Source organism: Agrobacterium sp. SORGH_AS_0440 (genome assembly GCF_031453135.1).
Taxonomy (GTDB): Bacteria; Pseudomonadota; Alphaproteobacteria; order Rhizobiales; family Rhizobiaceae; genus Agrobacterium; species Agrobacterium pusense.
The window spans coordinates 1116773-1139644 of sequence record NZ_JAVIYR010000001.1 but is presented as its reverse complement, the minus strand read 5'-3'; the positions used below and the strand labels follow the sequence as shown (position 1 = coordinate 1139644).

Genomic DNA, 22872 nt, shown 5'->3' with positions numbered 1-22872 from the left:
CGACGCTAAGCTCCACGCAAATGAAAATGGAGCATATTCATGAAAGGTATTGCCAGCGCCGCGTTGAAGAACCTTCGCCGGCCCGATCTGATCGAGCATCGCGCCTTTTTGGGCGGGGTATGGGTGGAGCGCAGCGAGAGGCTGAGCGTTATCGACCCAGCAGGCGGCGACCATCTCGTGGATGTGACCGCCTGCTCTCTCGATGATGTCGATTCCGCCATAGAGGCCGCAAGCGCAGCCTTCCTTCACTGGCGCGAGACGCTGCCGGTAGAACGCGGCGACATCCTGCGGAGCTGGGGCAGACTGATGCGCGACAATGCGCGCGATCTCGCCACTATCATCAGCGCCGAGCAGGGCAAGCCGCTGGAAGAATCGCTGGGGGAAATTTCCTACGCGGCCAATTTTCTCGACTGGTTCGCGAGCGAAGGCGAGCGATCCTATGGCGAGACAATACCGAGCCACCTGAAAGGTGGCAATCTCTCCGTACGGATGCAGCCGATCGGCGTAACGGCAGCGATCACGCCATGGAACTTCCCGTCAGCCATGATAGCCCGCAAGGCAGGAGCGGCCCTTGCCGCCGGTTGCACCATGATCGTCAAGCCGGCACCCGAAACTCCGCTCTCGGCGCTGGCTCTGGCAAAACTTGCGGAGGAGGCAGGCATGCCGGCCGGCGTATTGCAGGTACTGCCCGGTGAAGCCGCGCCTCTGGCGCGTCGTCTTCTGGAGCATACCGATGTGCGGGCGTTCTCCTTCACTGGCTCGACGGAGGTCGGGCGGCTGCTCCTTACCCAGTCGGCGGCAACCGTCAAGAAAGCGTCGCTGGAGCTGGGTGGTCATGCACCCTTCATCGTATTTGGGGATTCTGATCTTTCTCAAGCGGTGGCGGGGTGCATCAGCGCCAAATTCGCTACATCTGGCCAGGACTGCCTGGCGGCAAATCGCATCTATGTTCAGCGAGCGCTGTATGACCGCTTCATCGATCGGTTTGCCGACGCAACTTCCAGACTGACCGTTGGCCACGGCCTTGAACCGGGCATCGACATTGGGCCAATGACACGGCCATCGGTCGCCGAAAAGTGCCGTCAGCAGATCGCACAGGCGCTCTCCGCTGGCGCGCGCCTCGTCTGCGGCGGGCAGGACAGTCCGCTCGGCGGCAATTTCGTAACGCCAACCGCGCTGGCTGATGTGACTGACGACATGCTGATCGCACGTGAGGAAACCTTCGGGCCTGTGGCCGCCATCCTTCCCTTCGATGACGAGAATGAGGTCGTCCGCCGCGCCAATGCAACCGAGATGGGACTTGCGGCCTATGTCTACACCAACGATCTGGGCCGGGCGATGCGCCTGACCGACCAGCTGGAATACGGCATGGTTGCCGTCAATACGCCGAAATTCACCGGTGCGCCAATTCCCTTCGGCGGCTGGAAACAATCCGGCCTCGGTCGCGAAGGCTCGCGCCACGGCCTGATGGAATATCTTGAACCCAAATATGTCTGCTTCGGCAATCTGGCTGCCTGAAAGGAACCCGCCTATGACCATCGACATCAAAAATATCGCGGAAATGGATCGAAATGCGGTTCTGCACCCCTTCACGCAGCTGAAGGACTTCGCCAGCGGCAAGCTCGGGGAACCGACCATCGTTGAATCCGGCAAGGGCATCCGCATTCAGGACGCCCACGGCAAGCAGTTGATCGATGGCTTTGCCGGTCTTTATTGCGTCAATGTCGGTTACGGTCGCACCGAGGTGGCGGAAGCCATTTCCCGTCAGGCCTATCGGCTCGCCTATTATCATTCCTACGCCGCCCACACGACGGACGAACTGGCGATCCTGTCCGACCGGCTGGTGAAGATGGCTCCCGGCAAGATGAGCAAGGTGTTCTACGGCATGTCCGGCTCGGACGCCAACGAGACCCAGGCCAAGCTCGTCTGGTATTACAACAATCTGCGCGGCAAACCGGAGAAGAAGAAGATCATTTCCCGCGAGCGGGGATATCACGGCTGCAGCGTCGTTTCCGGTTCCATGACCGGCATGAGCTTTTATCATGACCACATGGACCTGCCGCGCGCTGGCGTGCTGCACACCGGCGTCCCACACCATTATTGGGGCGCTGAAGCCGGTGAAACCGAACTGGAATTCTCAAAACGGCGCGCCGACGAACTGGAAGAGCTCATTCTGCGCGAAGGCCCCGACACAATCGGTGCCTTTATTGCTGAACCGGTGCTTGGCACGGGGGGTATCACGCCGCCGCCGGAAGGCTACTGGTCGGCGATACAGGATGTTCTCAGAAAATACGATGTCCTGTTGATTGCCGATGAGGTGATTACCGGCTTCGGGCGTACAGGCTCCATGTTCGGCTCACAACATTACGGCATCGAGCCGGATCTGATCACCGTCGCCAAAGGGCTGACATCAGCCTATTTCCCGCTCTCCGGCGCGATCGTAGGAGAGAAAGTCTACAAGGTGATGGAGGACGGCGCTGATCGCGTCGGCGCCTTCTCGCACGGCTACACCTATTCCGGACATCCCATCGGTGCGGCTGCGGCAAACGCCGTGCTTGATATCGTGGAAAAGGAAGACCTGCCGGGCAATGCACGGGCCGTCGGCAACTATTTTCAGGAGCAGTTGAAAGCAAGGTTCGCACAGCTTCCAATCGTCGGCGAGGTGCGTGGCGTGGGCCTGATGGGTGCCATCGAATTCGTGGCGGACCGGGAAAAGAAGACACGTTTTGCACCGGGTCTTGCGGTTGGTGCACGCGTTTCGAAGGCAGCACGCAATGGCGGCCTTATTGCGCGGGCCATGCCGCATGGCGATATTCTGGGCTTTGCACCGCCGCTCGTGACGACGAAGGCGGAGGTGGACGAGATCATCGCCATCGCCGAAGCCGCCGTCCGCAGCGTCATGGATGATCTGGTCCAGGCCGGCGAAAAAATCTGATCACCAGCCAGGCTTTTACCGGACCGGGAACTGCTCGTCTGGACAGCAGGGAGATGACGATTGCGCCTGTTTTGGATGCAATTGTCATCTACGCTGCATAAGGCTTCATCTTTCCGCCGAACCGTGCATAATGTCATGAAATCATCTTCGTCTAAAACGAGACAATTTCATGCGCCGTCAAGCCAATCCGCTCAGCCTCGATCCGGTTCCCGCAACGAAACCGGTGGCATGGCGGCCAGTTCTCGCCAAGCAGAAGGGCGAAACGAAACATTCGGCACTGACCGAACGCATCATCGCCGATATCGACGCCGGCGTTCTGAAGCCAATGGACCGCATGCCGACCCACCGCGATCTGGCGCGTGAACTCGGACTGTCTGTCCAGACCGTCAGCCTCTCCTACAAGGAGGCCGAGCGGCTGGGCTATCTCAGCGGCGAAATCGGCCGAGGCACCTTCGTGAAGACACGGGTGACGGAACGGGCGGGCCGCATGATGCTCGACCACAGCCCGACTGAGGTCCTCGATCTCTCCATTATCCGCGGCGTCTATCTCGACGAGCATGAAAACGCCTCACGCGCCATCCTTCGTGAATTGGCCGATGGCGACAATTCGGGTTTCATGCGCCCCTGCCGGCCGGTGGCCGGCCTCGACAGCCATCGCGAAACCGCCCGAACCTGGCTCACCATGATGGGCGTGACCGCCGGTGCGGAGCGTATCCTCGTCACTAACGGCGCAGCCCACGGCATTTTCCTTGCCCTGAGCTGCATCATTCGATCGAACGACGTGGTTCTCTGCGAGAACCTCACGGACCACGGCATTATCGGCTTGTCGAACATTCTCGGTTTCAGTCTCAAGGGCCTGCCGACCGATGAAGAGGGCGTTTTACCGGACGCGCTGGAGGCCGCGTGTGCATCAGGCGGCGTCAGGGCGCTGGTGCTTATTCCCACCCTCAACAATCCCACGGGGCATGTATCGGGCGCGGAGCGCAGACGGGAGATTGCGACAATTGCCGAACGCTACGGCGTCTTTGTCATCGAAGACGAAGTTTATCGCCCGATCATCGAGGATGATTTGCCATCCATCACTGAAATGCTGCCCGATCTGGGCTTTTTCGTCACCAGCTTCACCAAGACGGTGCTGACCGGGCTGCGCGTTGGTTATCTCGTCGTACCACCCGCCTATTCCATCCGCGCCGCCTCCATCCTGCGTGTATCGAGCTGGAGTGGAACCTATCTCACGGCAGAAATCGCCACGCGCTGGGTAGAAAACGGCACCGCAAGGCGGCTGCTGGACGTCCAGCGCGCTGAAGCGCGCATGCGGCAGAAAATTGCCGCGGACATATTGAGCCACCATATCGCCTCGACCCACTCCCTGTCCTTTTGTGCCTGGCTGAAGGTTCCGCCACGCTGGACTGAGGACGGCCTTGTACGTGCGCTGACGAACCAGAATGTCGCGGTAACCCCATCAGAACCATTCATTGCCGGACCCGGCCATGGCGGCGGCATCCGCATATGCCTCGGCGGCCGCCTCAATCATGCAAGCCTGGCCAAGGCTTTAAACACCGTACGGCAGACCTTCGAGCAACTGCCCCCGGTCTATGATATCGGCTCGATCGGCTGAGGCTGTCGATCGAAAATCATTGAATCATTACAATATAATAATTGACATGATTTTACTTCGCTCACAACATGACAATCATGAAGAGCGAAAACCCGTCCATATCCGCCGAAAAAAGCCCGCTTCCCGTCTCGCTGGCCGCGATAGAGCAGGCGGCCGCGCGGCTTGCCGGACAGGTGGAGCGAACGCCGCTGGTCCGCTCGAACAATCTGTCCGAACGCTGTGGCCATCCCGTTCATCTGAAGCTTGAAACCCGTCAACCAATCGGCGCCTTCAAACTGCGCGGCGCGATGAATGCCATATTCTCGCTTGACGATGAGGCGCGCAGACGTGGCCTCGTCACCGCCTCGACAGGTAATCATGGCCGGGCCGTGGCCTATGCTGCAGAGAAACTCGGCATTCCCGCGACCATCTGCATGTCGGCGCTGGTGCCAGCAAACAAGGTGGAGGCGATCCGCGCGCTTGGCGCCGACATCCGGATCGTCGGCAGATCACAGGATGACGCGCAGGAGGAAGTGGAGCGCCTGACCAGAAGCCATGGCCTGACCGCTATACCTCCGTTCGATCATAGCGACGTCGTGGCGGGCCAAGGCACGATTGGTCTCGAGGTTGTCGAGGACATGCCTGAACTGGCGACAATTCTCGTTCCGCTATCAGGCGGAGGCCTTGCGGGCGGTATCGCCGTTGCGGTGAAAGCGTTGAAGCCGAGGGCGCGGGTCGTCGGTATTTCCATGGAGCGGGGTGCGGCCATGCATGCGTCGGTTAAAGCCGGTCGCCCCGTCTCGGTCCAGGAGGAAGAAACGCTGGCGGATTCGCTCGGCGGCGGGATTGGACTGGCGAACCGTGTGACCTTTGCACTTTGCCAGGCATTGCTTGATGACATCGTGCTGGTTTCCGAAGACGAGATCGCAGCAGGCATCCGCCATGCGGCGCACGAGGAAGGCCTGACAGTGGAAGGCGCGGGCGCCGTTGGCTTCGCCGCCGTCCTGTCGGGCAAGGTCAACATCAGCGGCCCGACCGCGATCATCGTATCGGGCGAAAACATCGATCCGGCGCTCCACAAGACCATCATCGACAGGGGAGCCGCATGAGCCGCATCACCATCCTGACCGAAAAAGACCTGCGCGCCGTCGTTAAGCTCGACCTTTCCGCGGTCAACTGCGTGGAGCAGGCCTTTGGCGCCCTTGCCACAAAAGCTGTCGCCATGCCGCCGATCCTCCGGCTCGATATTCCCGAATTTCGCGGCGAAGTGGATGTGAAGACTGCCTATGTGCCGGGTTTCGACGGCTTTGCCATCAAGGTCAGCCCCGGCTTCTTCGACAATCCGAGGCTTGGGCTACCGAGCCTCAATGGCCTGATGATCCTCTTCAGCGCGAGGACCGGCCTGGTGGAGGCCCTGCTTCTTGACAACGGTTACCTAACCGACGTGCGCACCGCTGCGGCCGGTGCAGTCGCGGCGCGGCATCTGGCGCGAAAGGACGCGTCCGTCGCCACGGTTTTCGGGGCGGGCATGCAGGCGCGTCTGCAGCTCGAGGCTTTGACGCTGGTGCGGTCGATTAAAGCTGCGCGGATCTGGGCACGAAACCGTGACAAGGCTGAGAAGCTCGCAAACGATTTTGCCAGGGAACACGGCATCGAAGTTTCCGCAGTGGCTGATCCACAGGCAGCGGTGCGAAACGCTGACATCATCGTCACCACGACACCGGCCGAAAAGCCAATCCTGCGCGCCGATTGGCTGGAACAAGGCCAGCATCTGACCGCGATGGGATCGGACGCCGAACACAAGAACGAGATCGATCCGGCCGTATTCGCCAGAGTGCGCTATGTCGCGGACAGGCTTACGCAGACCCGCATTCTCGGCGAATTGCATCACGCAATTGCCGCGGGTTACGTCGAGCGGGATCAGCCATTCGCCGAGCTTGGAGAGGTGATTGCCGGCAAGTCACAGGGCCGCCTCTCGAACGAAGACATCACCTTTGCCGATCTGACCGGCACCGGCGTGCAGGACACAGCCATCGCCAATCTCGCCTTTGCCCGCGCCAAAGACGCGGGCAGCGGCCAAGTCATCGAAAACAGCGTAAAAATGGGAGACGCAGCGTGAGTGTAACGCTGAACTTTACGCGCGAGGAATATGCCGCGCGCCTGGCTAAAACCCGGAAAGCCATGGAAAGTGCCGGTATCGACCTGCTTGTCGTCACCGACCCGTCCAACATGCATTGGCTGACAGGTTATGACGGCTGGTCCTTCTACGTCCACCAATCTGTGCTCGTGCCACCTGATGGTGAGCCGATCTGGTACGGTCGCAAACAGGATGCCAATGGCGCCAGGCGCACGGCGTACCTCGCCCATGACAATATCATCGGCTATCCCGATCACTATGTTCAATCGACCGAACGGCACCCGATGGACCTGTTGTCGCAGATCATCGAGGAACGGGGCTGGTCAGGCCTGGCGGTCGGTGTCGAAATGGACAATTATTACTTCTCGGCAGCAGCTTTCGCATCACTGAACAAACATCTGCCAAACGCACGTTTCAAGGATGCCGCCGGCCTCGTGAACTGGCAGCGTGCTGTCAAAAGCCCGACCGAACTCGACTATATGCGCAAGGCGGGCAAGATCGTCGAACTGATGCACAAGCGTATCGTCGACGTCGTTGAACCGGGCATGCGCAAGTGCGATCTCGTGGCAGAGATATACGATGCCGGCATTCGGGGCACCGCAGAATTCGGCGGCGATTACCCCGCCATCGTGCCGCTCCTTCCTTCCGGTGCCGACGCCTCCGCGCCGCACCTGACATGGGACGACAAGCCGATGCGCTCAGGCGAAGGCACCTTCTTCGAAATCGCCGGCGCGTACCGTCGTTATCATTGCCCGCTGTCACGCACGGTCTTTCTCGGCAAACCGACAAAGGCATTCCTTGACGCAGAGAAAGCAACGCTTGAGGGCATGGAGGCCGGTCTTTCCGCAGCCAAGCCCGGCAATACCTGCGAAGACATCGCCAATGCCTTTTTTGCCGTGCTGAAGAAATACGGGATCATCAAGGACAACCGCACCGGCTATCCGATCGGACTTTCTTATCCGCCTGATTGGGGCGAGCGCACCATGAGCCTTCGCCCCGGCGACCGCACGGAGCTGAAACCCGGCATGACGTTCCATTTCATGACCGGCCTGTGGCTGGAGGACATGGGGCTCGAAATCACCGAGAGCATCGCGATTACCGACACCGGTGTCGAATGCCTTTCCAATGTCCCGCGGCAACTCTTCGTGAAGGGCTGAGACGATGCTGAAGACCGCGCTTCGCCCCTCCCCGATCACGCCCTCCGTCGATTTCTACGGCAAGGGCGTGCAACACGGTCATCTGCGGCTGCCCTACAGCCGCGATGACAGTGCCTGGGGCTCGGTGATGATCCCGATCTGCGTTATCGCCAATGGTGAGGGGCCGACCGCCCTTTTGACCGGCGCCAATCACGGCGATGAATATGAGGGGCCGGCGGCGCTTTTCGAACTCGCCCAGACGCTCGATCCGGCCGAAGTGAAAGGCCGCATCATTATTGTCCCAGCGCTCAACTACCCGGCCCTTTCGCGCAGGTACACGCACCTCACCCATCGACCGGGGAAACCTCAACCGCAGCTTTCCCGGCCGCCCTGACGGTACCGTGACGGAGAAGATTGCCGACTACGTCACCCGTCATCTGATACCGCTCGCGGATATCGTTCTCGATTTTCATTCCGGCGGCAGGACGCTTGATTTCCTGCCCTATGCAGCGGCGCACGAGTTGCCCGACAAAACTCAGGAAAGCCGTTGCTTTGATGCCGTGGCCGCTTTTGCTGCCCCCTATTCGATGAAGATGCTGGAAATCGACGCCGTCGGCATGCTGGACACGACCGTCGAGGAAATGGGCAAGGTCTTTGTCACCACCGAACTCGGCGGCGCCGGCACGGCGAGCGCGAAATCGATCGATATCGCCCGCAGGGGCACCATCAATCTGCTGCGACATGCAGGCATATTGGCCGGTTCGCCCGTTGCCGCGCCAAGCCGTTGGCTGGATATGCCCTCCAGCGACTGCTTCACCTTTGCTGAAGACGACGGTCTCGTCGCCTTTGTCCGCGATCTGGGAGACGCGATCACGGTTGGTGAGACAATCGCACGGGTTTATCCCATCGGGAAAACCGGCCTCGCACCGGTCGATTACCGCGCCTCCATGTCAGGGCTGCTTGCCGCGCGCCACGTACCCGGCCTCATCAAGGCTGGAGACTGCCTTTCCGTCATCGCCACGGTCACGGAGAATACCTAGCCACTAGAACACCGTGAGATCCGAAAACGGACCACGCAACCCAACCAGAGGAGTTAGAACATGAAGATCACCAAATTCGCCGGCCTTTCCGCCCTCGCCCTTACCATCGGCGTGACGTCAGCCAGCGCGCTCACCGTCGAAGAAGTCAAAAGCCAGGGCTACATTCGCGCCGCCACGGCTAATGAAGTGCCCTATTCCTACATGCAGCCGGATGGCACCTCCGCTGGCATCGGCCCGGATGTGGCCAATGCGGTTCTGAAATCGATGGGCATCGAAGAGGTCAACTGGACGGTGACGCCCTTTGGCACGCTGATCCCCGGCCTCAAGGCCCGTCGCTTCGATTTTGCGGCCGCAGAACAGAATATCTCGCCCGAGCGCTGCAAACAGGTGGCCTTCACCGAGCCGAACTCATCCTATGGCGAAGGCCTGCTGGTGAAGAAAGGTAATCCGAAAAAGCTGACCACCTACGCCGATATCGCAAAGGACCCTTCGTCGAAGGTGGCCGTCGTGTCGGGCGCGAACAATGTCGACTTCCTGCGCGCCGTTGGCGTGAAGGAAGAACAGATCGTCTTCATCCCAGCCAATGCCGATGCCATCCCAACCGTGCAGAGCCGCGCCGACGCCTATGCGGCCACGGAGTTGACGGTTTCGGAACTCGCCAAGGGTCAGGCGAACGTCGAGCAGGTAAAGCCTTTCACCGATCCGGTCGTGAAGGATGCGCCGGTGCGCAACTACGGCGGTTTCGCTTTCCGCCCGGAAGACAAGGAGCTGCGTGACGCCTTCAACGCCGCGCTCGTCGAATTCCGCAAGACGGACGACTACAAGAAAATCCTCGCCAAATACGGTCTCTCCGAACAGAGTATCGCGGCAGCGGCCGAAAAGAAGGTCGCCGATCTCTGCGCCGGCAAATAATGCCAGCCGGCGCCCGGGCATAACCGGGCGCCGTTCCTCGGGAATTCGGGAAATCTCCAGATGGACATGACTGCCTATCTGCCGATGTTGTGGCAAGGCGCCGTCGTCACGATGACAATTACGCTCGCAGCGCTTGTTGTCGGTACGGTACTCGCTTTTTTCTTCGGCATTCTGCGCGTCGAGGGCGGACCGATCCTGTCGGCAATCGCGCTCTGTTATACGGAAGTGTTTCGCGGCACCTCGCTGCTGGTGCAGCTATTCTGGTTCTATTATGCGCTGCCGCTGGTCGGGTTGAGCTTCGATCCGATCACGACGGGGGTGCTGGTGCTTGCCGCCCATGCTGGCGGCTACGGCGCGGAAATCGTTCGCGGCGCGCTGTCCTCCGTCTCGGTGCAACAGCTGGAAGCCGCACGCGCGCTGAACTTCACACGCATGCAGACGCTTTTTCGCATTTCCTTGCCACAGGCGATCGTCGAAATGATGCCGGCTTTCGGGAATCTGGCCATCGAGACGCTGAAGCTTTCCTCGCTTGTCTCGTTGATCTCGATTGCCGATCTCACCTTCGCTGCGCAGTCGATCCGCAACCTGACGCTGGACAGCGCCAGCATCTATTCGGTCACGCTGCTTTGTTATTTCGCGATGTCGCTGATCCTGATGGTCGTCATCCGGGTGATCGAACGCTTCGTGCGGCGCGGCAATGTCTTCCCGCGCACGCGCCATTCGTAAGGATATCTTCTCATGATGTATGGTTACGAATGGGACACGACCACCTGGCTCACCTACACGACCTCCATCCTGCCCATCATTCTGATCGGCCTGACCGTGACGCTGAAGGCAGCCGCCGCCGGTTTTGCCATTGCGCTGGTTCTGGGACTTGTCTTTGCGCTGCTGCGCCGCAGCCGGGTAAAGATGATTTCCTGGCCGACTGCGCTGGTGGTCGAATTCCTGCGCGATACGCCGCTTCTGGTGCAGCTGTTCTTTCTTTATTACGTGCTTCCGGATTTCGGCATTGTCTTGCCCGCGTTTCTGACCGGCGCGCTGGCGCTCGGCCTGCAATATGCGGCCTATACTTCCGAGGTCTATCGCGGCGGCATAGAGGCGATACATCATGGCCAATGGGAAGCGGCGACCGCGCTTAACCTGACGCGCATGCAAACCTATCGTGATATCATCATTCCCCAGGCCATTCCGCGCATCGTTCCAGCCATGGGCAACTATCTCGTTGCCATGATCAAGGAAACGCCGGTGCTATCGGTCGTCACGGTTCTTGAGATGATGGGGCTTGCCAACATGATCGGCGAACGCACCTTCGAATATCTGGTGCCGCTGACGCTTGTCGGCCTGATCTTCCTCCTTCTGACCATAATCTGCTCGGCAGGCCTCAGCCGCCTGCAAAGGGCGCTCCCAAAAGCAGGAATACCCTTGCGATGACCAACACCACCAATCAGCCACTGATCGAATTTTCGGATGTCACGAAACGCTTCGGCATTCTGACGGTGCTCGACCAGTTCAATTTCAGCGTGGCGAAGGGTGAAAAAGTCACCCTCATCGGCCCTTCCGGCTCCGGCAAGTCGACGGTCCTGCGCATTCTCATGACACTCGAACCCTTCCAGGAGGGAAAACTGACGCTGGCTGACATGTCTTACCATGAGCCGGGAGGCAAGGGCCCCTTCATGGCCTCGGAAAAACACCTGCGCCAGATCCGCAACCACGTCGGCATGGTTTTCCAGAGCTTCAATCTCTTTCCGCATATGACCGTGCTGCGCAACATCGTGGAGGCGCCGGTGCGTGTTCTGGGTATCGCCCGTGGAGAGGCTGAGGCGCGTGCGATCGAACTATTGAAAATGGTGGGGCTTGCGGACAAGAAAGATCATTATCCGGTTCAGCTTTCCGGCGGACAACAGCAGCGTGTCGCCATCGCCCGCTCGCTCGCCATGCGCCCGCGTGTATTGCTTTTCGATGAGCCGACCTCGGCGCTGGACCCGCAGCTGGTGGGCGAAGTGCTCTCCGTCATCCGCGATCTCGCGCATGAGCACGATCTGACGATGCTGCTTGTCACCCACGAAATGCGCTTTGCCCGTGAGGTATCGGACAGGGTCTGCTTCTTCGACAAGGGGCGCATCTGCGAACAGGGAAAGCCGGAGGAAATTTTTGGAGAGCCGAAAGAAGAGCGGACCCGCGAGTTTCTCTCTTCGGTTCTGCGGTAAGCATGGTTGCCCATAAAAAGCCGACTACGAAAAGCGTCCGCGTTCTCGCACCGTGCCACCGACCGCTGCCATTCTTCACCACGTATCGTAACAGGCGCGCGCACCACCGGCCTTGGTGTGGATTGGCTTTTCCCAATCGGTAATTTCACGCAGTTAGAGAATTTTGAATTCCCACTACCCTGCGATCATGTCCAGATGCTTTCGGGCGTCAGGATTTCAAAAGGCACGATCCGCTGTTCGACGGAAGACGAATCCGCGTTCTCGATGCGTCGCAACATCACGTCAATCAATTGTTGTGGCATCCTGTCGAGGGGCAGTGGCAGCGAAGCGGTAATCAGCCCCTCATTCAAGCCCTTGCGCGTTTCCGGGCCGATATCGTTGCAGACGATCTTTATGCCGCGCTGTTTCTCCGCAGGCAGCTCCCTGAGCGCCCGCAAGACGCCCGATATGCCGCCGCCATTGACATATATCCCCCTGAGCCCTGGTTCGGCAGCAATGATGTCCCGAATGACGGCATAGGCATTTTCCGGCTCTTCATGGGTCAGCAGTGTTTCCGCTACCTGTAGTTCCGGCGTGTTCTCGCGCATGTAGGAGCGAAAACTGGCATCTGAAACATCCTGGCACTGATAACGGTTGCTGCCGATCAGGGGCACGACCACTCCCTCTCGCCTTTCACGGTCTGACTGAGGAACCAAGCGGCCGTCCGGCCGCGTTTCCAGCTGTCGGTTCCGACAAAACCCGCCCGGCTCGCCGCTGACAGATCGGACACATAGGTCACCACGGGAACACCTTTGCTCCGCAACTCATCAATGGCCTGGCTCACCAGCGGGTGATCGGCAGTCACAACCGCAATTGCGTTGCAGGACTGCCCCATCTTCAGGAGATTGGCGGAAACGGCCTCCGGTGAAAGATCGTCCTCAAAAACCACGTCCGGCTCGATGACGCTTTCCAGCCTCTGATGTGCGGCAGTGACGATCCCTTCTCCCCAAAGGCGGTAAAGCGGCCGGTGGGATTGCTGCAGCAGGAAGCCCAGCCTGTAATGTGGCAAGGCCTCGCGCCTTCGGTCCTTGATGGTGCCCAGACCATAAAACCCGATCTCCTGCGCCGCCTTGAGAATCTGGTCGATCGTATCCTGACGTACGGCGCTCGAACCGTGCAGCAGCCGGTTGACAGTGGAGATGCTGACGCCCGCGGCTCTCGCAAGATCGGCAATGGTGGGTCGATTCATGGCGCCCTCAATCGTATCATTGATGAATGACATGAAATGATACGAAATGCAACGCCAAATGAAATATAAATTCCATTTCCGCGAAAATGAAAGATATAAATCGGCCTGTCATTCAGGCCCATCGGGAGGATGGGCGGGGAGGAAGCAATGGCATTTTTCAGAAAATCTTTCGCGATACGAACCGCGTCGCTTGTGATGGCGTCCAGTGCCTTTGCGGCCATCCGCCCTCGCCATCCGGTCGAGACATAAGAAGGATCAAGATCAATGAAAATCGCCATCGACCCCCACATGCACCGTTTCACCAGCCTCGATGAGCTGCCCGCCAAAGTTAAGGAGCTCGGTTACGACTGGATCGAACTCAGCCCGCGCGCCGATTTCCTCGAATGGTTCAAGGCGCCGCGCGTGTTTCCCGAACGTATCAGGTCCTTCAAGAAGGCTTTGAAAGACGCCGATGTCGGCATCGCCGCGCTGCTGCCAATGTATCGCTGGGCCTCCAATGATGAAATCGAGCGGCAGGCAGCGGTCAAGCACTGGAAACGCGCTATCGAGATCGCAATCGAACTTGAGGTCGACACGATGAACTCGGAGTTCGGCCGTGGACCGCATCCCGACAAGGGCTCATGTTATTGCTGCCATACGGGTTCGATGATCGAGGCCTGCGAGGATGCATGGTGGCGCTCGATGGAAGAGCTGGTACCGATCTTCGAGCGCGAGAACATCAGCCTGCATGTCGAGCCGCATCCGGAAGACTGGTGCGAAACGCTGCAGCCGGCGCTTGATATCATCCGCACGGTCAACTCCAGGAACGTCAAATTCCTCTATTGCGCGCCACACACCTTCTATTTCGGCGACGACACCAAGGCGATGCTTCGGGAAGCCAAGGACGTGCTGGCCCATGTGCATGTGGGCGACACCTTCAACCACAGGGCAAGTTCTGGGCTCCGCTACATTCTCAACCCGCCCGGTACACAGGCAAGGGTGCATCAGCACCTGAATATCGGTCAGGGCGAAGTGCCATGGGACGACTTCTTCGGCACGCTCGCTGAAATCGGTTTCGACGGCATCATGACCTCCTGCGTCTTCGCCTGGGAAGACAGGGCGGATGAATCGAGCCGGTTCATGCGCGCCAAGATGCAGGACTATATCGACCTCTATTTCAAGAAATAACGCGAAAAACCGGTGCCGGTGCCGAGGTAGAACCTGCCTCTGGCTACGCCATTCGAAACATCCGACGGAAAGACGATCGACATGATCAATGGAGAAAGACTGATTTCGCGACCGCTGCGCTGGGCCATGGTGGGCGGCGGCCGCACGGGACAGGTAGGATACAAGCACCGCACCGGCGCTCTGCGCGATGGCAATTACCAGCTCGTCGCCGGTGCCTTCGACCTCGATGCCGAAATGGGCCGCGATTTCGGCGTCAATCTCGGCGTGGCGGGCGGAACGCTGCTACCCGGATTACAGGGCACTGATAGCTGGCGAAACCGCGCGCAAAGACGGTATCGACGTCGTCTCCATCGCCACCCCCAACTTTACCCATTACGAGATCACCAAGGCCTGCCTTGAAGCCGGGCTGCACGTCATCTGCGAAAAACCGTTATTCTTCACCGTTGCAGAATGTGACGAGGTGGCGCGGCTGGCCGAACAGAAGGGACTGATCGTCGGCGTCACCTATGGCTATACCGGCCATCCGCTGGTGCACCAGATGGCGGCCATGGTCAAAAAGGGGATGCTGGGCGATATCCGCATCGTCGATCTGCAATATACCCACGGCTTCAATGCCGGCGACGATGTGGGCGCAGGCGAGGCCGTCAAATGGCGCACCAATCCCCGTACCGCTGGCCCGACCTTCGTGCTCGGCGATATCGGTACGCATCTCTATTATCTCTCGGAAATCGTGCTGCCGCACATGAAGGTGGAACGACTGCTTTGCGACCGGCAAGGCCTTCATCCCGACGCGGGCGCCGCTGGAGGACCATGCGACGGTTCTCATGCATTATGATAATGGCGCACGCGGGCGTCTGTGGGTTTCTTCCGTCAATGCCGGCAATATGGGGTCGCAGCGTTACCGCTTCATCGGTTCCAGGGCATCGCTTGAATGGTCAGATTCGCGTCCCGATCAGCTGATCTATCAGGTTCAGGGCGAGCCGGAGCGTATCCTGCATCACGGCATGCCGTATCTGGAAGAGGAGAGCCTTGCTATCGATCGTATGGGCGCGCTGCACACCGAAGGTCTCGGTGATAGCTGGTCGAACATTTACCTCTGGATCGCCCAGGCAATCGATGCGGCCAATCGCGGTGACAGGGCTTTTCTCAAGACCCATCACTATCCCGGCATCGCAGCCGGCACAGAAGGCGTCCGCTGGCTGGAAAACTGCGTTCGTTCGGCCGATGCCGGTGCCACCTGGGTCGATTTCGCATAATGGATTTAAGGGCATTCCGGATCAATCCTCCTCCGGCTGGGTCAGCCTTCAAGTGAGGATTTCACCATATTCACCAAGCGGACAGCCGACCCTCCATCGTTGCCCTGCAAGCCGCCATCAACCGCTGAGACGTTGCAACGGGCTAGAGAACTGGCCGATGCCGCTGCCGCCATGAGGATCAAATGACCAACCCGATCACCATCACCACCGCTCCCTGCTGCTGGGGTGTCGACGACGTCAAGAACCCGCATCTTCCCCATTGGGAAAGGGTGCTGGACGAAGCGAAAGCAGCCGGTTTCGGCGGTCTGGAACTCGGCCCCTACGGTTATCTGCCGCTCGACCTCAGGCGCGTTTCGCAGGCGCTGGATGAACGAGGCCTCAAGATCGTCGCCGGCACCATCTTCGACGATCTGGTCTCACCCGGAAATCGCGACAATCTGCTACGCCAGACTGAGGAGATCTGCGCGCTGATAACGCGCCTGCCAAAGCCGGAAACCCATGCGGGCCAACGCTTTTCCGCCCCCTATCTGACGGTGATGGACTGGGGCCATGACGAGCGTGATTATGCCGCCGGACATTCTGACCGCGCGCCAAGTCTCGATAAAACCGCCTGGCGGGGCATGGTCGAGAACATCCGGGCCATCGCAACGCTCGCCCGGGACAAATATGGCGTGCGCGCCACCTTACATCCCCATGCCGGCGGCTACATCGAGTTTGCCGATGAGTTGCAGCAGATCGTTGAGGACATTCCCGCAGATCTTGCGGGTCTCTGCCTCGATACCGGCCATATGGCCTATTCCGGCATGGACCCCGTCGCCACGTTGCGCCGCTATTGGGATCGCGTCGACTACATTCATTTCAAGGATATCGACGCCGCGGTCTTTCAGGAGGTGATGGCGGAGCGCATCCGCTTCTTCGAGGCCTGCGCCAAGGGCGTGATGTGTCCGATCGGCCGCGGCTCGATTGACTATCCAGCCATCCGCAGCCTCCTGACCGAACTTGGTTATGGCGGCTATATCACCATCGAACAGGAACGCGATCCGCGTAATACTGGCAGCATTCTCGATGATCTGGCAGCCAGCAGGGCATTTCTTGCAAAAAGCGGCTTCTGAACCCGAAGGGCGCGGCCAGCGGCCGCGTCTCCCGTTTTCATACCATGGCTGCCTCAATCTTCAACGATCGTTCGATCATATGCGAGAGCTTTTGAAGCGAGACACTATTCCCTCAACGCCAATATCGCGACGCCATGAAAGGCTGGGGCTACCTGACGACAGAGCCGGCTCTGCGAACTAAACCTCGACAGGCTCGCGGACATCATCCAGCAGAAAGTGCACGATCACATAAGGCGTGGTGTATTTTTGACCGCTATCCGACACGCTTTCGACACTGCCGCCATCGGAGGGATGCCACTTCTGGTAATGGGGATTATTGGCGATCAGCGTAATGGCCTTGCCCGCAAACCTGCCGTTCAACCGATAGCGAGCCTCGGCAAGCGGCCAAATTTTCTCGAAGTCCTGCTGGCTGATACGAACTTTCAAGGCTTTCCTGGAAATGGTTTTTCCCGGCGATCCATCCTCATGTGCCACCGGTGGAATATGCAAGTCGACCTCTTCCGCATCGTCCAGCAGAAAGGCAAATTCATCTGGCCACATCCGTCTCACGTATCGCTCCTCCCAAAGCTTAGCGCCCCACAGCACTCCCATGATAGCGCCTCAGCCGCTACAGGCAATGGCAGAGATGTGTTGTTCCGAACAGACGGAAGCCCGGGATGCAACAGAAACCATACTCATGGCTCTGCAATTGAACGCAGGACCCGGTCCAACGAGACGATATTACTTGCTACAAGCCGCATAAGCTATCCGTCTCAGACCGGCTCGCGCTTCAAAGAAAGCCCCGGAGCGCCAAAGGGGTTTACATGACCGCATCACCCGTCTGGATGTCAGCTGACTGCTCATACGCCAGTGCAAATTCAAGGGTTGCCCGGTCACTGCGTGGTGATCCCACCAGCTGTATACCAGTCGGCAACCCGTTAACCCCGAATCCCGCGGGAACGGCCGCCACGGGAAGTCCAGCCAGCGTGGGACCGATCACGACCTCCATCCAGCGATGATAGGTGTCCATGGCTTTTCCGTCGATTTCGGTCGGCCACGAGAGATCGATATCGAAAGGGAATACCTGTGCACTCGGCATCAAAATAAAATCGTACCGTTCAAACAATCTGCAGAGATACTGGTACCAGGCTGTCCGGACGACGGACGCATTAAAGATATCGGCGGCACTGCACGAAAGCGCGATGTCGAATTCAAACATCTGTTGCCGATTGAGAAGCGGCCGTGTTTCCGGCTGGTCATAAAAGGCGCGCAGGCCGTGGGTCACGCTGAAGCTGCGCAATGTCATCCACGCTTCCCAGAGTTTCGGCAGTTCGAAATCCGGCACGAGTTCATCGATATCGCAGCCCATGTTCGCCAGGACGGCGAGAGCCTTGCGATCGACATCCAGAACCCCGGGCTCAAAGGGAAGATATCCACCGAAATCACCAAACCAGGCGACTTTCATTCCCTGTGTCGTTGCAGGACCTCGGATTGCGAGACTTTCGTCCGCCAGGGATAGCGGGTCGCGCCGGTCATAACCTGCCTGTGTTGCGAGAAGCAAAGCGGCGTCCTCCACCGTCTTGCCCATGGGGCCTGAAGTGGCAAGCTGGCCAAGGAAAAGCTCGTTCCCTTTTGTGCCTGGAACCCTCCCAAAACTCGGCCGGAAGCCGACAACGTTGTTGAAGGCGGCAGGATTGCGCAGTGAGCCCATCATATCAGAGCCATCTGCGACCGGCAGCATCCGGCAGGCGAGCGCCGCCGCCGCGCCACCGGAAGAACCGCCGGCGCTTCTGGTCCTGTCATAGGGGTTTCGGGTTGGGCCATGGACAGGGTTGGTCGTATGGGACCCAAGGCCAAATTCGGGCGTGTTGGTCTTGCCAATGAAAATCGCGCCGGCGGCGCGAACACGTTCCACATGGAGACTGTCGGCGGTGGAAACAAAATTGTCAAAGAGCGGCGACCCCCAGGAGCACGGCAGGCCCCGAACTTCGGAGAGATCTTTTACCGCCTGGGGGAACCCGTGCATCCATCCGCGCGAGCGCCCTTCCTCAAGTTCCCGGTCACAGGCGCGCGCCTCCTCCAGCAACTCTGTGCTTGGTCGACGAAAGACGATCGCATTCACGGCTGGATTGAGGCTGTCGATGCGATCGAGATAGGCTTCCATCACCGAGAGGCAGGAAACCTGCCGCAGGTGGATTGCCCTGGAAAGCGCGGCTGCGGAGAGCCGGGTGATGTCGCCTGTCATTACTCTATCCTCAATCCAGCGTCGCCAGAAGTCCGGCCATCAGCCTGCCGCGATCGATCAGGCTGTCAATTTCGATGTGCTCTTCGAGGGTGTGATAACCTGTGCCACGCAGCCCCAGGCCACAGAGCGTGGCAATGCCGAGCGCGCCCGTAAAATTGCCGTCGGAACCGCCGCCTGAACTGCCGTGGGGAAGGCAAACCCCAAGACTGTCGGCAAGCAAACGAGCCTTTTCGTAAAGCGCCATGGTTTCCGGACGGTCCGGTGGCCAGACGGGTCTGGTGACGCCGCAGGTGACCGAGAACTCCACCTCGTTTTCCACCCCTGACAAATTGAGCATTCGGGCGACACCGGACGCGAGATCGTCATCGGTTTTCGCCATGGACAGCGCCTCGGCCGTGCACAGCGAAGAGACACAATTGACCCATTGCCCGCCATGCATGACGCCAACGGAAAAAGTGCAGTCGTCGTCGCTCATTGCATCTATTTCAATCACCCTGCGGGCCATTTCGCGAATTGCAGACCGCCCGGATTTCGGCGAAACGCCGGCATGCGAGGGTCTGCCGCGGGCCACCAGGTTGTAGCGGGCGATGGCATAGCGACCGGTGACCACCCCGTTCTCCTCCCGTGCCGGTTCGGGAACCAGCACGTATTTGTTGCGCCGGGCCTCAGCCTCGATCAGGTCCCGCGTCGAGGGTGTGCCGATCTCTTCGTCGGGGGTCAGCAAGACGGTGACCGGCAGGCGGGTGCCGATGCCCGTGTTCAGAAGCTGCCTCATTGCCTCGAAGACCAGAAAGTTGCCACCCTTCATGTCGAGTATGCCCGGGCCGTAGGCACGTGTATCCTCGATACGAAACGGGAGTTCTTTCAGCGTGCCAACCGGATGAACCGTATCGAGATGACCGGAGACGAGAATTCCGGGCGTGTCGCGGGTGTCGCCAAAATGTGCACGAAGGCTGCCGCCAAGTCCCATACGGCCGGGGATTCGTTCTATTGTGCCACCGATTGTTGCGAAATCGGTGGCAGCAAGATCCATCATGCGATCTACGGCTGCAGCATCGAATGTCGGGCTTTCGCATTCTATCCAGGGCCTGAGACGCTTCAGCATGGCGTCTGTATCAAGGGGAAGTTTGGTGAAATCCATAATAGGGGGCTCGTTTCATCGTGACAGGACGCCCGCGCTCAAGGGAGGGGGCAATCCCGATCTTGTGGCAGGGCATGGGCGTCAGGCGGCCAGACGTTTTTCGACGACACGCGCCAGAAGGCTCGCACCAACCGGCAGAATATTGTCATCCAGAACAAAGCCCGGATTGTGCAGCTGTACCGATCCGGCATGGCCAACGGTGCAGTAGACGCCGGGCACCTTGTAGAGCATATCGGCAAAGTCCTCGCTGCCCATGACAGGCTCGTCCTTCGTATAGACAAGGTCTGCACCCACGATGTCGCGGGCGGCATCAGCGAAGCCCTCTACAAGTTCTTCCGTATTGATGAGGACGTCGAAAACATTGCGAATGTCTGTTACAATTTCGACTTCGAAAGACGCGGCAAGGCCGGCTGCGATGGTGCGCATACGCTCACGGATCTGTTCGTTCACCTCGCGATCGAGATAACGCACGGTGCCGGAGACTGTCGCCTCTTCCGGAACGACATTATAGGCGGAGCCGGCATGAATCTGCGTGACCGACACCACGGCTGACCGAAGTGGAGAAATGTTGCGCGACACGATCGATTGCAGAGCCGAGACCAGGTGAGTTGCGACAATGACGGGATCCTTCGACCCTTCGGGACGCGCACCGTGGCTGCCGCGTCCCTTGATGTGAAAATCGAAGAAATCAGCGCCGGCCATTGCGGTGCCCGGCTTGATGCCGATCTTGTTCGGCTCCTCGTTCGGCATATTGTGCAACCCGTAGAGCTCGTCACAGGGGAAACGTTCAAACAGGCCGTCTGCAAGCATGGCGCGAGCCCCTCCGCAGCCTTCTTCGCCGGGCTGAAAAATGAATACGGCCGTGCCGGCAAAATTGCGGGTTTCGGCGAGGTATCGCGCGGCACCAAGTAACATGGTCGTGTGACCGTCATGGCCGCAGCCGTGGAAGCGGTTCGCGATTTTCGACGAGTAAGGCAGGTTGGTACGCTCCTCCATCGGCAGCGCGTCCATGTCGGCACGCAGGCCGATGGTACGCCCCCTCCCCTTAGCCCCCTTCAAAACGCCGACAACGCCGGTCTTGCCGATGCCGCGATGCACCTCGATGCCGTAGCTCACCAGCTTGTCGGCAACGATGGCGGAAGTTCGTATCTCCTCAAAACCGATTTCCGGATGAGCGTGAATGTCACGGCGAAGGGCAGTCATTTCATCGTGCCAGGCGGCAATTTTCTCGATAACGGGCATTGCTGTATCCTTGAATTCAAAAAAGTGACGGATCAGGAGAGGGCGGCAGAGAGAGGGGAGAGGCGGACGCCCGGGCGAAGCCTCCTCCATGGAAGGGCAGCCGGGTCAACGGCCATTGGACCGGGTGCGGCACAAACGAGAATTGTCTCGGCAAACGGTTCGAAATCTGCGCGGAAGTGCACCGAGCTCTTGTTGACGAGAATGCTCGACGTTTCCGGCTCAATGCCGAGATAACGGAACAGGCCGCGGTCGGCCATCTGCACCTTGTGAGAGGCTACGGCTACGCGAACGCCACCGATCCTGAGGCACGCTGAAGGTCCAAGCCGCATCAGGGTGTCGCCGTAGTAGGGACCGGTGACGCGTGTCAACCCGTCGGACAATGCTTCGACGATGAACTCCGCCTCAAGCGGCTCGTCACCTGGAATGCCGGATTTTCCACCGAGCGCGATGCGGATCGTTGCGCCAATCCCCGCTGCCTGTGCTGCCAGCGCAGCCTCAGGGTCATAGAGCAGGCCAAGTGCTGCGTTTTGTGCACCGTTGTCGATGAGAGCCCGCAGCATTCCGGTCGTATCGGAATCGCCACCGGCCCCGGGATTGTCCTGCGTATCCGCAAGCACGACCGGCTTTGCGGCGGTTGCGGAAAGACGGATTGCCTCCTTTACGCCCTCATCAGCGCTGTAGACGCGCCCGGCAAAGGCGGGCTCGCTGCCGTCGATCAGGGCCTTCAGCTCGTCGGCGGCAAGATCAGCTGCTTCCTGCGTCGTTCCATAGGAGAGAACAGTCGCACCGCAATCGTTGAAATCGGCAGCCGGGAAGCCGGGAAAGAAGGAGAGCGAGACAATTGTTTTCTCTTCCTCCAGTCCTGCGAGGCGGGCGTAGATGGATTGCGCCGGCTCCATCTCAGTACATTGCCACGATATGGGGATCAGATAGTCGATCTGACGATAGGACTTCGCAAAACGCTCACCATCCATCAGGCGGTCAAGCAAACCCGCGGCACGTTTGCCAGTCAGGGCCATGTCCACATGCGGATAGGTGCGGTAGCCGATCATGACATCGGCGTCGTCGACCGACCGCCTAGTTATGTTGCCGTGCAGGTCGAGACTGACAGCGACGGGGATGTCGTGGCCGACTGCGCTTTTGATGCGGGCGAGAAGTTCGCCCTCGCCGTCGTCCAGATGTTCACAGACCATGGCTCCATGAAGATCGAGGTAGATTCCGTCGACGGGCAGCGCTGCCACGATGCCGGCAACGATCTCACCGGCAATGCGCTCGAAAGCATCCTCGGTAACATGAGCAGAAGGAACGGCGCTTGCCCGCAGTATAGGAATAACTTCCCAGTTTGCTTGCCGGGCGTAATCGAGCGCGCCCTCGATACCGGTATTAGCGCCCCGGACGAGAGCGATCATCTCCTCGCCGCGGCAGAGCGGCAGATGGCCCGATCCCTTCAGAAAGGCGTCATAAGTGGCTTTGGTGGGAGCAAATGTATTGGTCTCATGAATGAAACCGGCAAAGGCGACACGCCGGGACGTCATCGG

The 22872-nt window shown here is 59.4% G+C and carries 18 protein-coding genes and 3 pseudogenes; 14 read left to right on the top strand and 7 right to left on the bottom strand.

All coding sequences use genetic code 11. The features are described 5' to 3' along the window. Positions 1–39 precede the first annotated feature (39 nt). From QE453_RS05215 to ehuA, 11 genes and pseudogenes are all read left to right on the top strand, one after another. Entirely contained in the window at positions 40–1518 is a 1479-nt protein-coding gene (locus tag QE453_RS05215; protein WP_279873055.1) for an NAD-dependent succinate-semialdehyde dehydrogenase, read from the top strand. A 13-nt stretch (positions 1519–1531) separates the two neighbouring features. After that, positions 1532–2935, top strand: coding sequence for an aspartate aminotransferase family protein (locus QE453_RS05210; RefSeq protein WP_108081751.1), 1404 nt, complete (start codon positions 1532–1534; stop codon positions 2933–2935). A gap of 169 nt (positions 2936–3104) precedes the next feature. Then, positions 3105–4553 (top strand): PLP-dependent aminotransferase family protein, encoded by a 1449-nt coding sequence (locus tag QE453_RS05205; RefSeq protein WP_108081752.1) that lies wholly within the window; start codon positions 3105–3107, stop codon positions 4551–4553. 68 nt (positions 4554–4621) lie between these two features. Next, on the top strand, positions 4622–5641 hold the full coding sequence (gene eutB / locus QE453_RS05200) for a hydroxyectoine utilization dehydratase EutB (RefSeq protein ID WP_309776527.1): 1020 nt from the start codon (positions 4622–4624) through the stop codon (positions 5639–5641). Further along, complete coding sequence (gene eutC / locus QE453_RS05195) at positions 5638–6651, top strand: ectoine utilization protein EutC (protein WP_279873058.1); 1014 nt, start codon at positions 5638–5640, stop codon at positions 6649–6651. The genes eutB and eutC overlap by 4 nt, the downstream gene beginning before the upstream one ends. Further along, positions 6648–7826 carry an ectoine hydrolase DoeA gene (doeA, locus tag QE453_RS05190; RefSeq protein WP_279873060.1) on the top strand — a complete coding sequence of 393 codons (1179 nt, stop codon included), beginning with the start codon at positions 6648–6650 and terminating at the stop codon, positions 7824–7826. The genes eutC and doeA overlap by 4 nt, the downstream gene beginning before the upstream one ends. 4 nt (positions 7827–7830) lie before the next feature. Next, positions 7831–8845 (top strand): annotated as a pseudogene (doeB, locus tag QE453_RS05185) (N(2)-acetyl-L-2,4-diaminobutanoate deacetylase DoeB). 60 nt (positions 8846–8905) lie between these two features. After that, complete coding sequence (gene ehuB / locus QE453_RS05180; RefSeq protein WP_142187071.1) at positions 8906–9757, top strand: ectoine/hydroxyectoine ABC transporter substrate-binding protein EhuB; 852 nt, start codon at positions 8906–8908, stop codon at positions 9755–9757. Positions 9758–9817: 60 nt separating this feature from the next. Further along, positions 9818–10483, top strand: a complete 666-nt coding sequence (ehuC, locus tag QE453_RS05175) for an ectoine/hydroxyectoine ABC transporter permease subunit EhuC (RefSeq protein WP_044459529.1) — start codon at positions 9818–9820, stop codon at positions 10481–10483. A 12-nt stretch (positions 10484–10495) separates the two neighbouring features. Continuing rightward, on the top strand, positions 10496–11188 hold the full coding sequence (gene ehuD, locus QE453_RS05170; protein ID WP_022563363.1) for an ectoine/hydroxyectoine ABC transporter permease subunit EhuD: 693 nt from the start codon (positions 10496–10498) through the stop codon (positions 11186–11188). After that, positions 11185–11964 carry an ectoine/hydroxyectoine ABC transporter ATP-binding protein EhuA gene (gene ehuA / locus QE453_RS05165; protein WP_006699965.1) on the top strand — a complete coding sequence of 260 codons (780 nt, stop codon included), beginning with the start codon at positions 11185–11187 and terminating at the stop codon, positions 11962–11964. Before ehuD ends, ehuA begins: the two co-directional genes overlap by 4 nt. 185 nt (positions 11965–12149) lie before the next feature. Here ehuA and QE453_RS05160 read toward each other — a convergent pair. Next, a pseudogene (locus tag QE453_RS05160) lies at positions 12150–13192 on the bottom strand (LacI family DNA-binding transcriptional regulator). Further along, positions 13189–13470, bottom strand: a complete 282-nt coding sequence (locus QE453_RS05155) for a hypothetical protein (protein WP_139786391.1) — start codon at positions 13468–13470, stop codon at positions 13189–13191. Before QE453_RS05155 ends, QE453_RS05160 begins: the two are co-directional and overlap by 4 nt. Between QE453_RS05155 and QE453_RS05150 the strand changes: the two genes are divergently transcribed. The 3 genes and pseudogenes from QE453_RS05150 (at position 13457) to QE453_RS05140 (ending at position 16727) form a co-directional block, all read left to right on the top strand. Further along, a complete protein-coding gene (locus QE453_RS05150) occupies positions 13457–14359 on the top strand; it encodes a sugar phosphate isomerase/epimerase family protein (RefSeq protein WP_037090498.1) in 903 nt (300 codons plus the stop codon). The two genes, QE453_RS05155 and QE453_RS05150, sit on opposite strands and share 14 nt — an antisense overlap. A gap of 81 nt (positions 14360–14440) precedes the next feature. Then, positions 14441–15615, top strand: a pseudogene (locus tag QE453_RS05145) (Gfo/Idh/MocA family protein). A gap of 182 nt (positions 15616–15797) precedes the next feature. Next, on the top strand, positions 15798–16727 hold the full coding sequence (locus QE453_RS05140; RefSeq protein ID WP_279873065.1) for a sugar phosphate isomerase/epimerase: 930 nt from the start codon (positions 15798–15800) through the stop codon (positions 16725–16727). Positions 16728–16904: 177 nt separating this feature from the next. Here the strand turns inward: QE453_RS05140 and QE453_RS05135 are convergent, their stop codons facing one another. The 5 genes from QE453_RS05135 to QE453_RS05115 all read right to left on the bottom strand — a co-directional run bounded on the left by QE453_RS05135 (position 16905) and on the right by QE453_RS05115 (position 22869). Beyond that, complete coding sequence (locus tag QE453_RS05135) at positions 16905–17267, bottom strand: hypothetical protein (RefSeq protein WP_034500166.1); 363 nt, start codon at positions 17265–17267, stop codon at positions 16905–16907. A 259-nt stretch (positions 17268–17526) separates the two neighbouring features. Next, positions 17527–18951, bottom strand: coding sequence for an amidase (locus QE453_RS05130; RefSeq protein WP_279873067.1), 1425 nt, complete (start codon positions 18949–18951; stop codon positions 17527–17529). Between the two features lie 10 nt (positions 18952–18961). Then, positions 18962–20092 carry a M20/M25/M40 family metallo-hydrolase gene (locus tag QE453_RS05125; protein WP_279873068.1) on the bottom strand — a complete coding sequence of 377 codons (1131 nt, stop codon included), beginning with the start codon at positions 20090–20092 and terminating at the stop codon, positions 18962–18964. 81 nt (positions 20093–20173) lie between these two features. Beyond that, positions 20174–21334, bottom strand: coding sequence for a M20 aminoacylase family protein (locus QE453_RS05120; RefSeq protein ID WP_035207445.1), 1161 nt, complete (start codon positions 21332–21334; stop codon positions 20174–20176). 32 nt (positions 21335–21366) lie between these two features. Beyond that, the gene (locus QE453_RS05115; RefSeq protein WP_279873069.1) at positions 21367–22869 is read right to left on the bottom strand and encodes a M81 family metallopeptidase; all 1503 of its coding nucleotides are present in this window, start codon (positions 22867–22869) and stop codon (positions 21367–21369) included. Positions 22870–22872 lie beyond the last annotated feature (3 nt).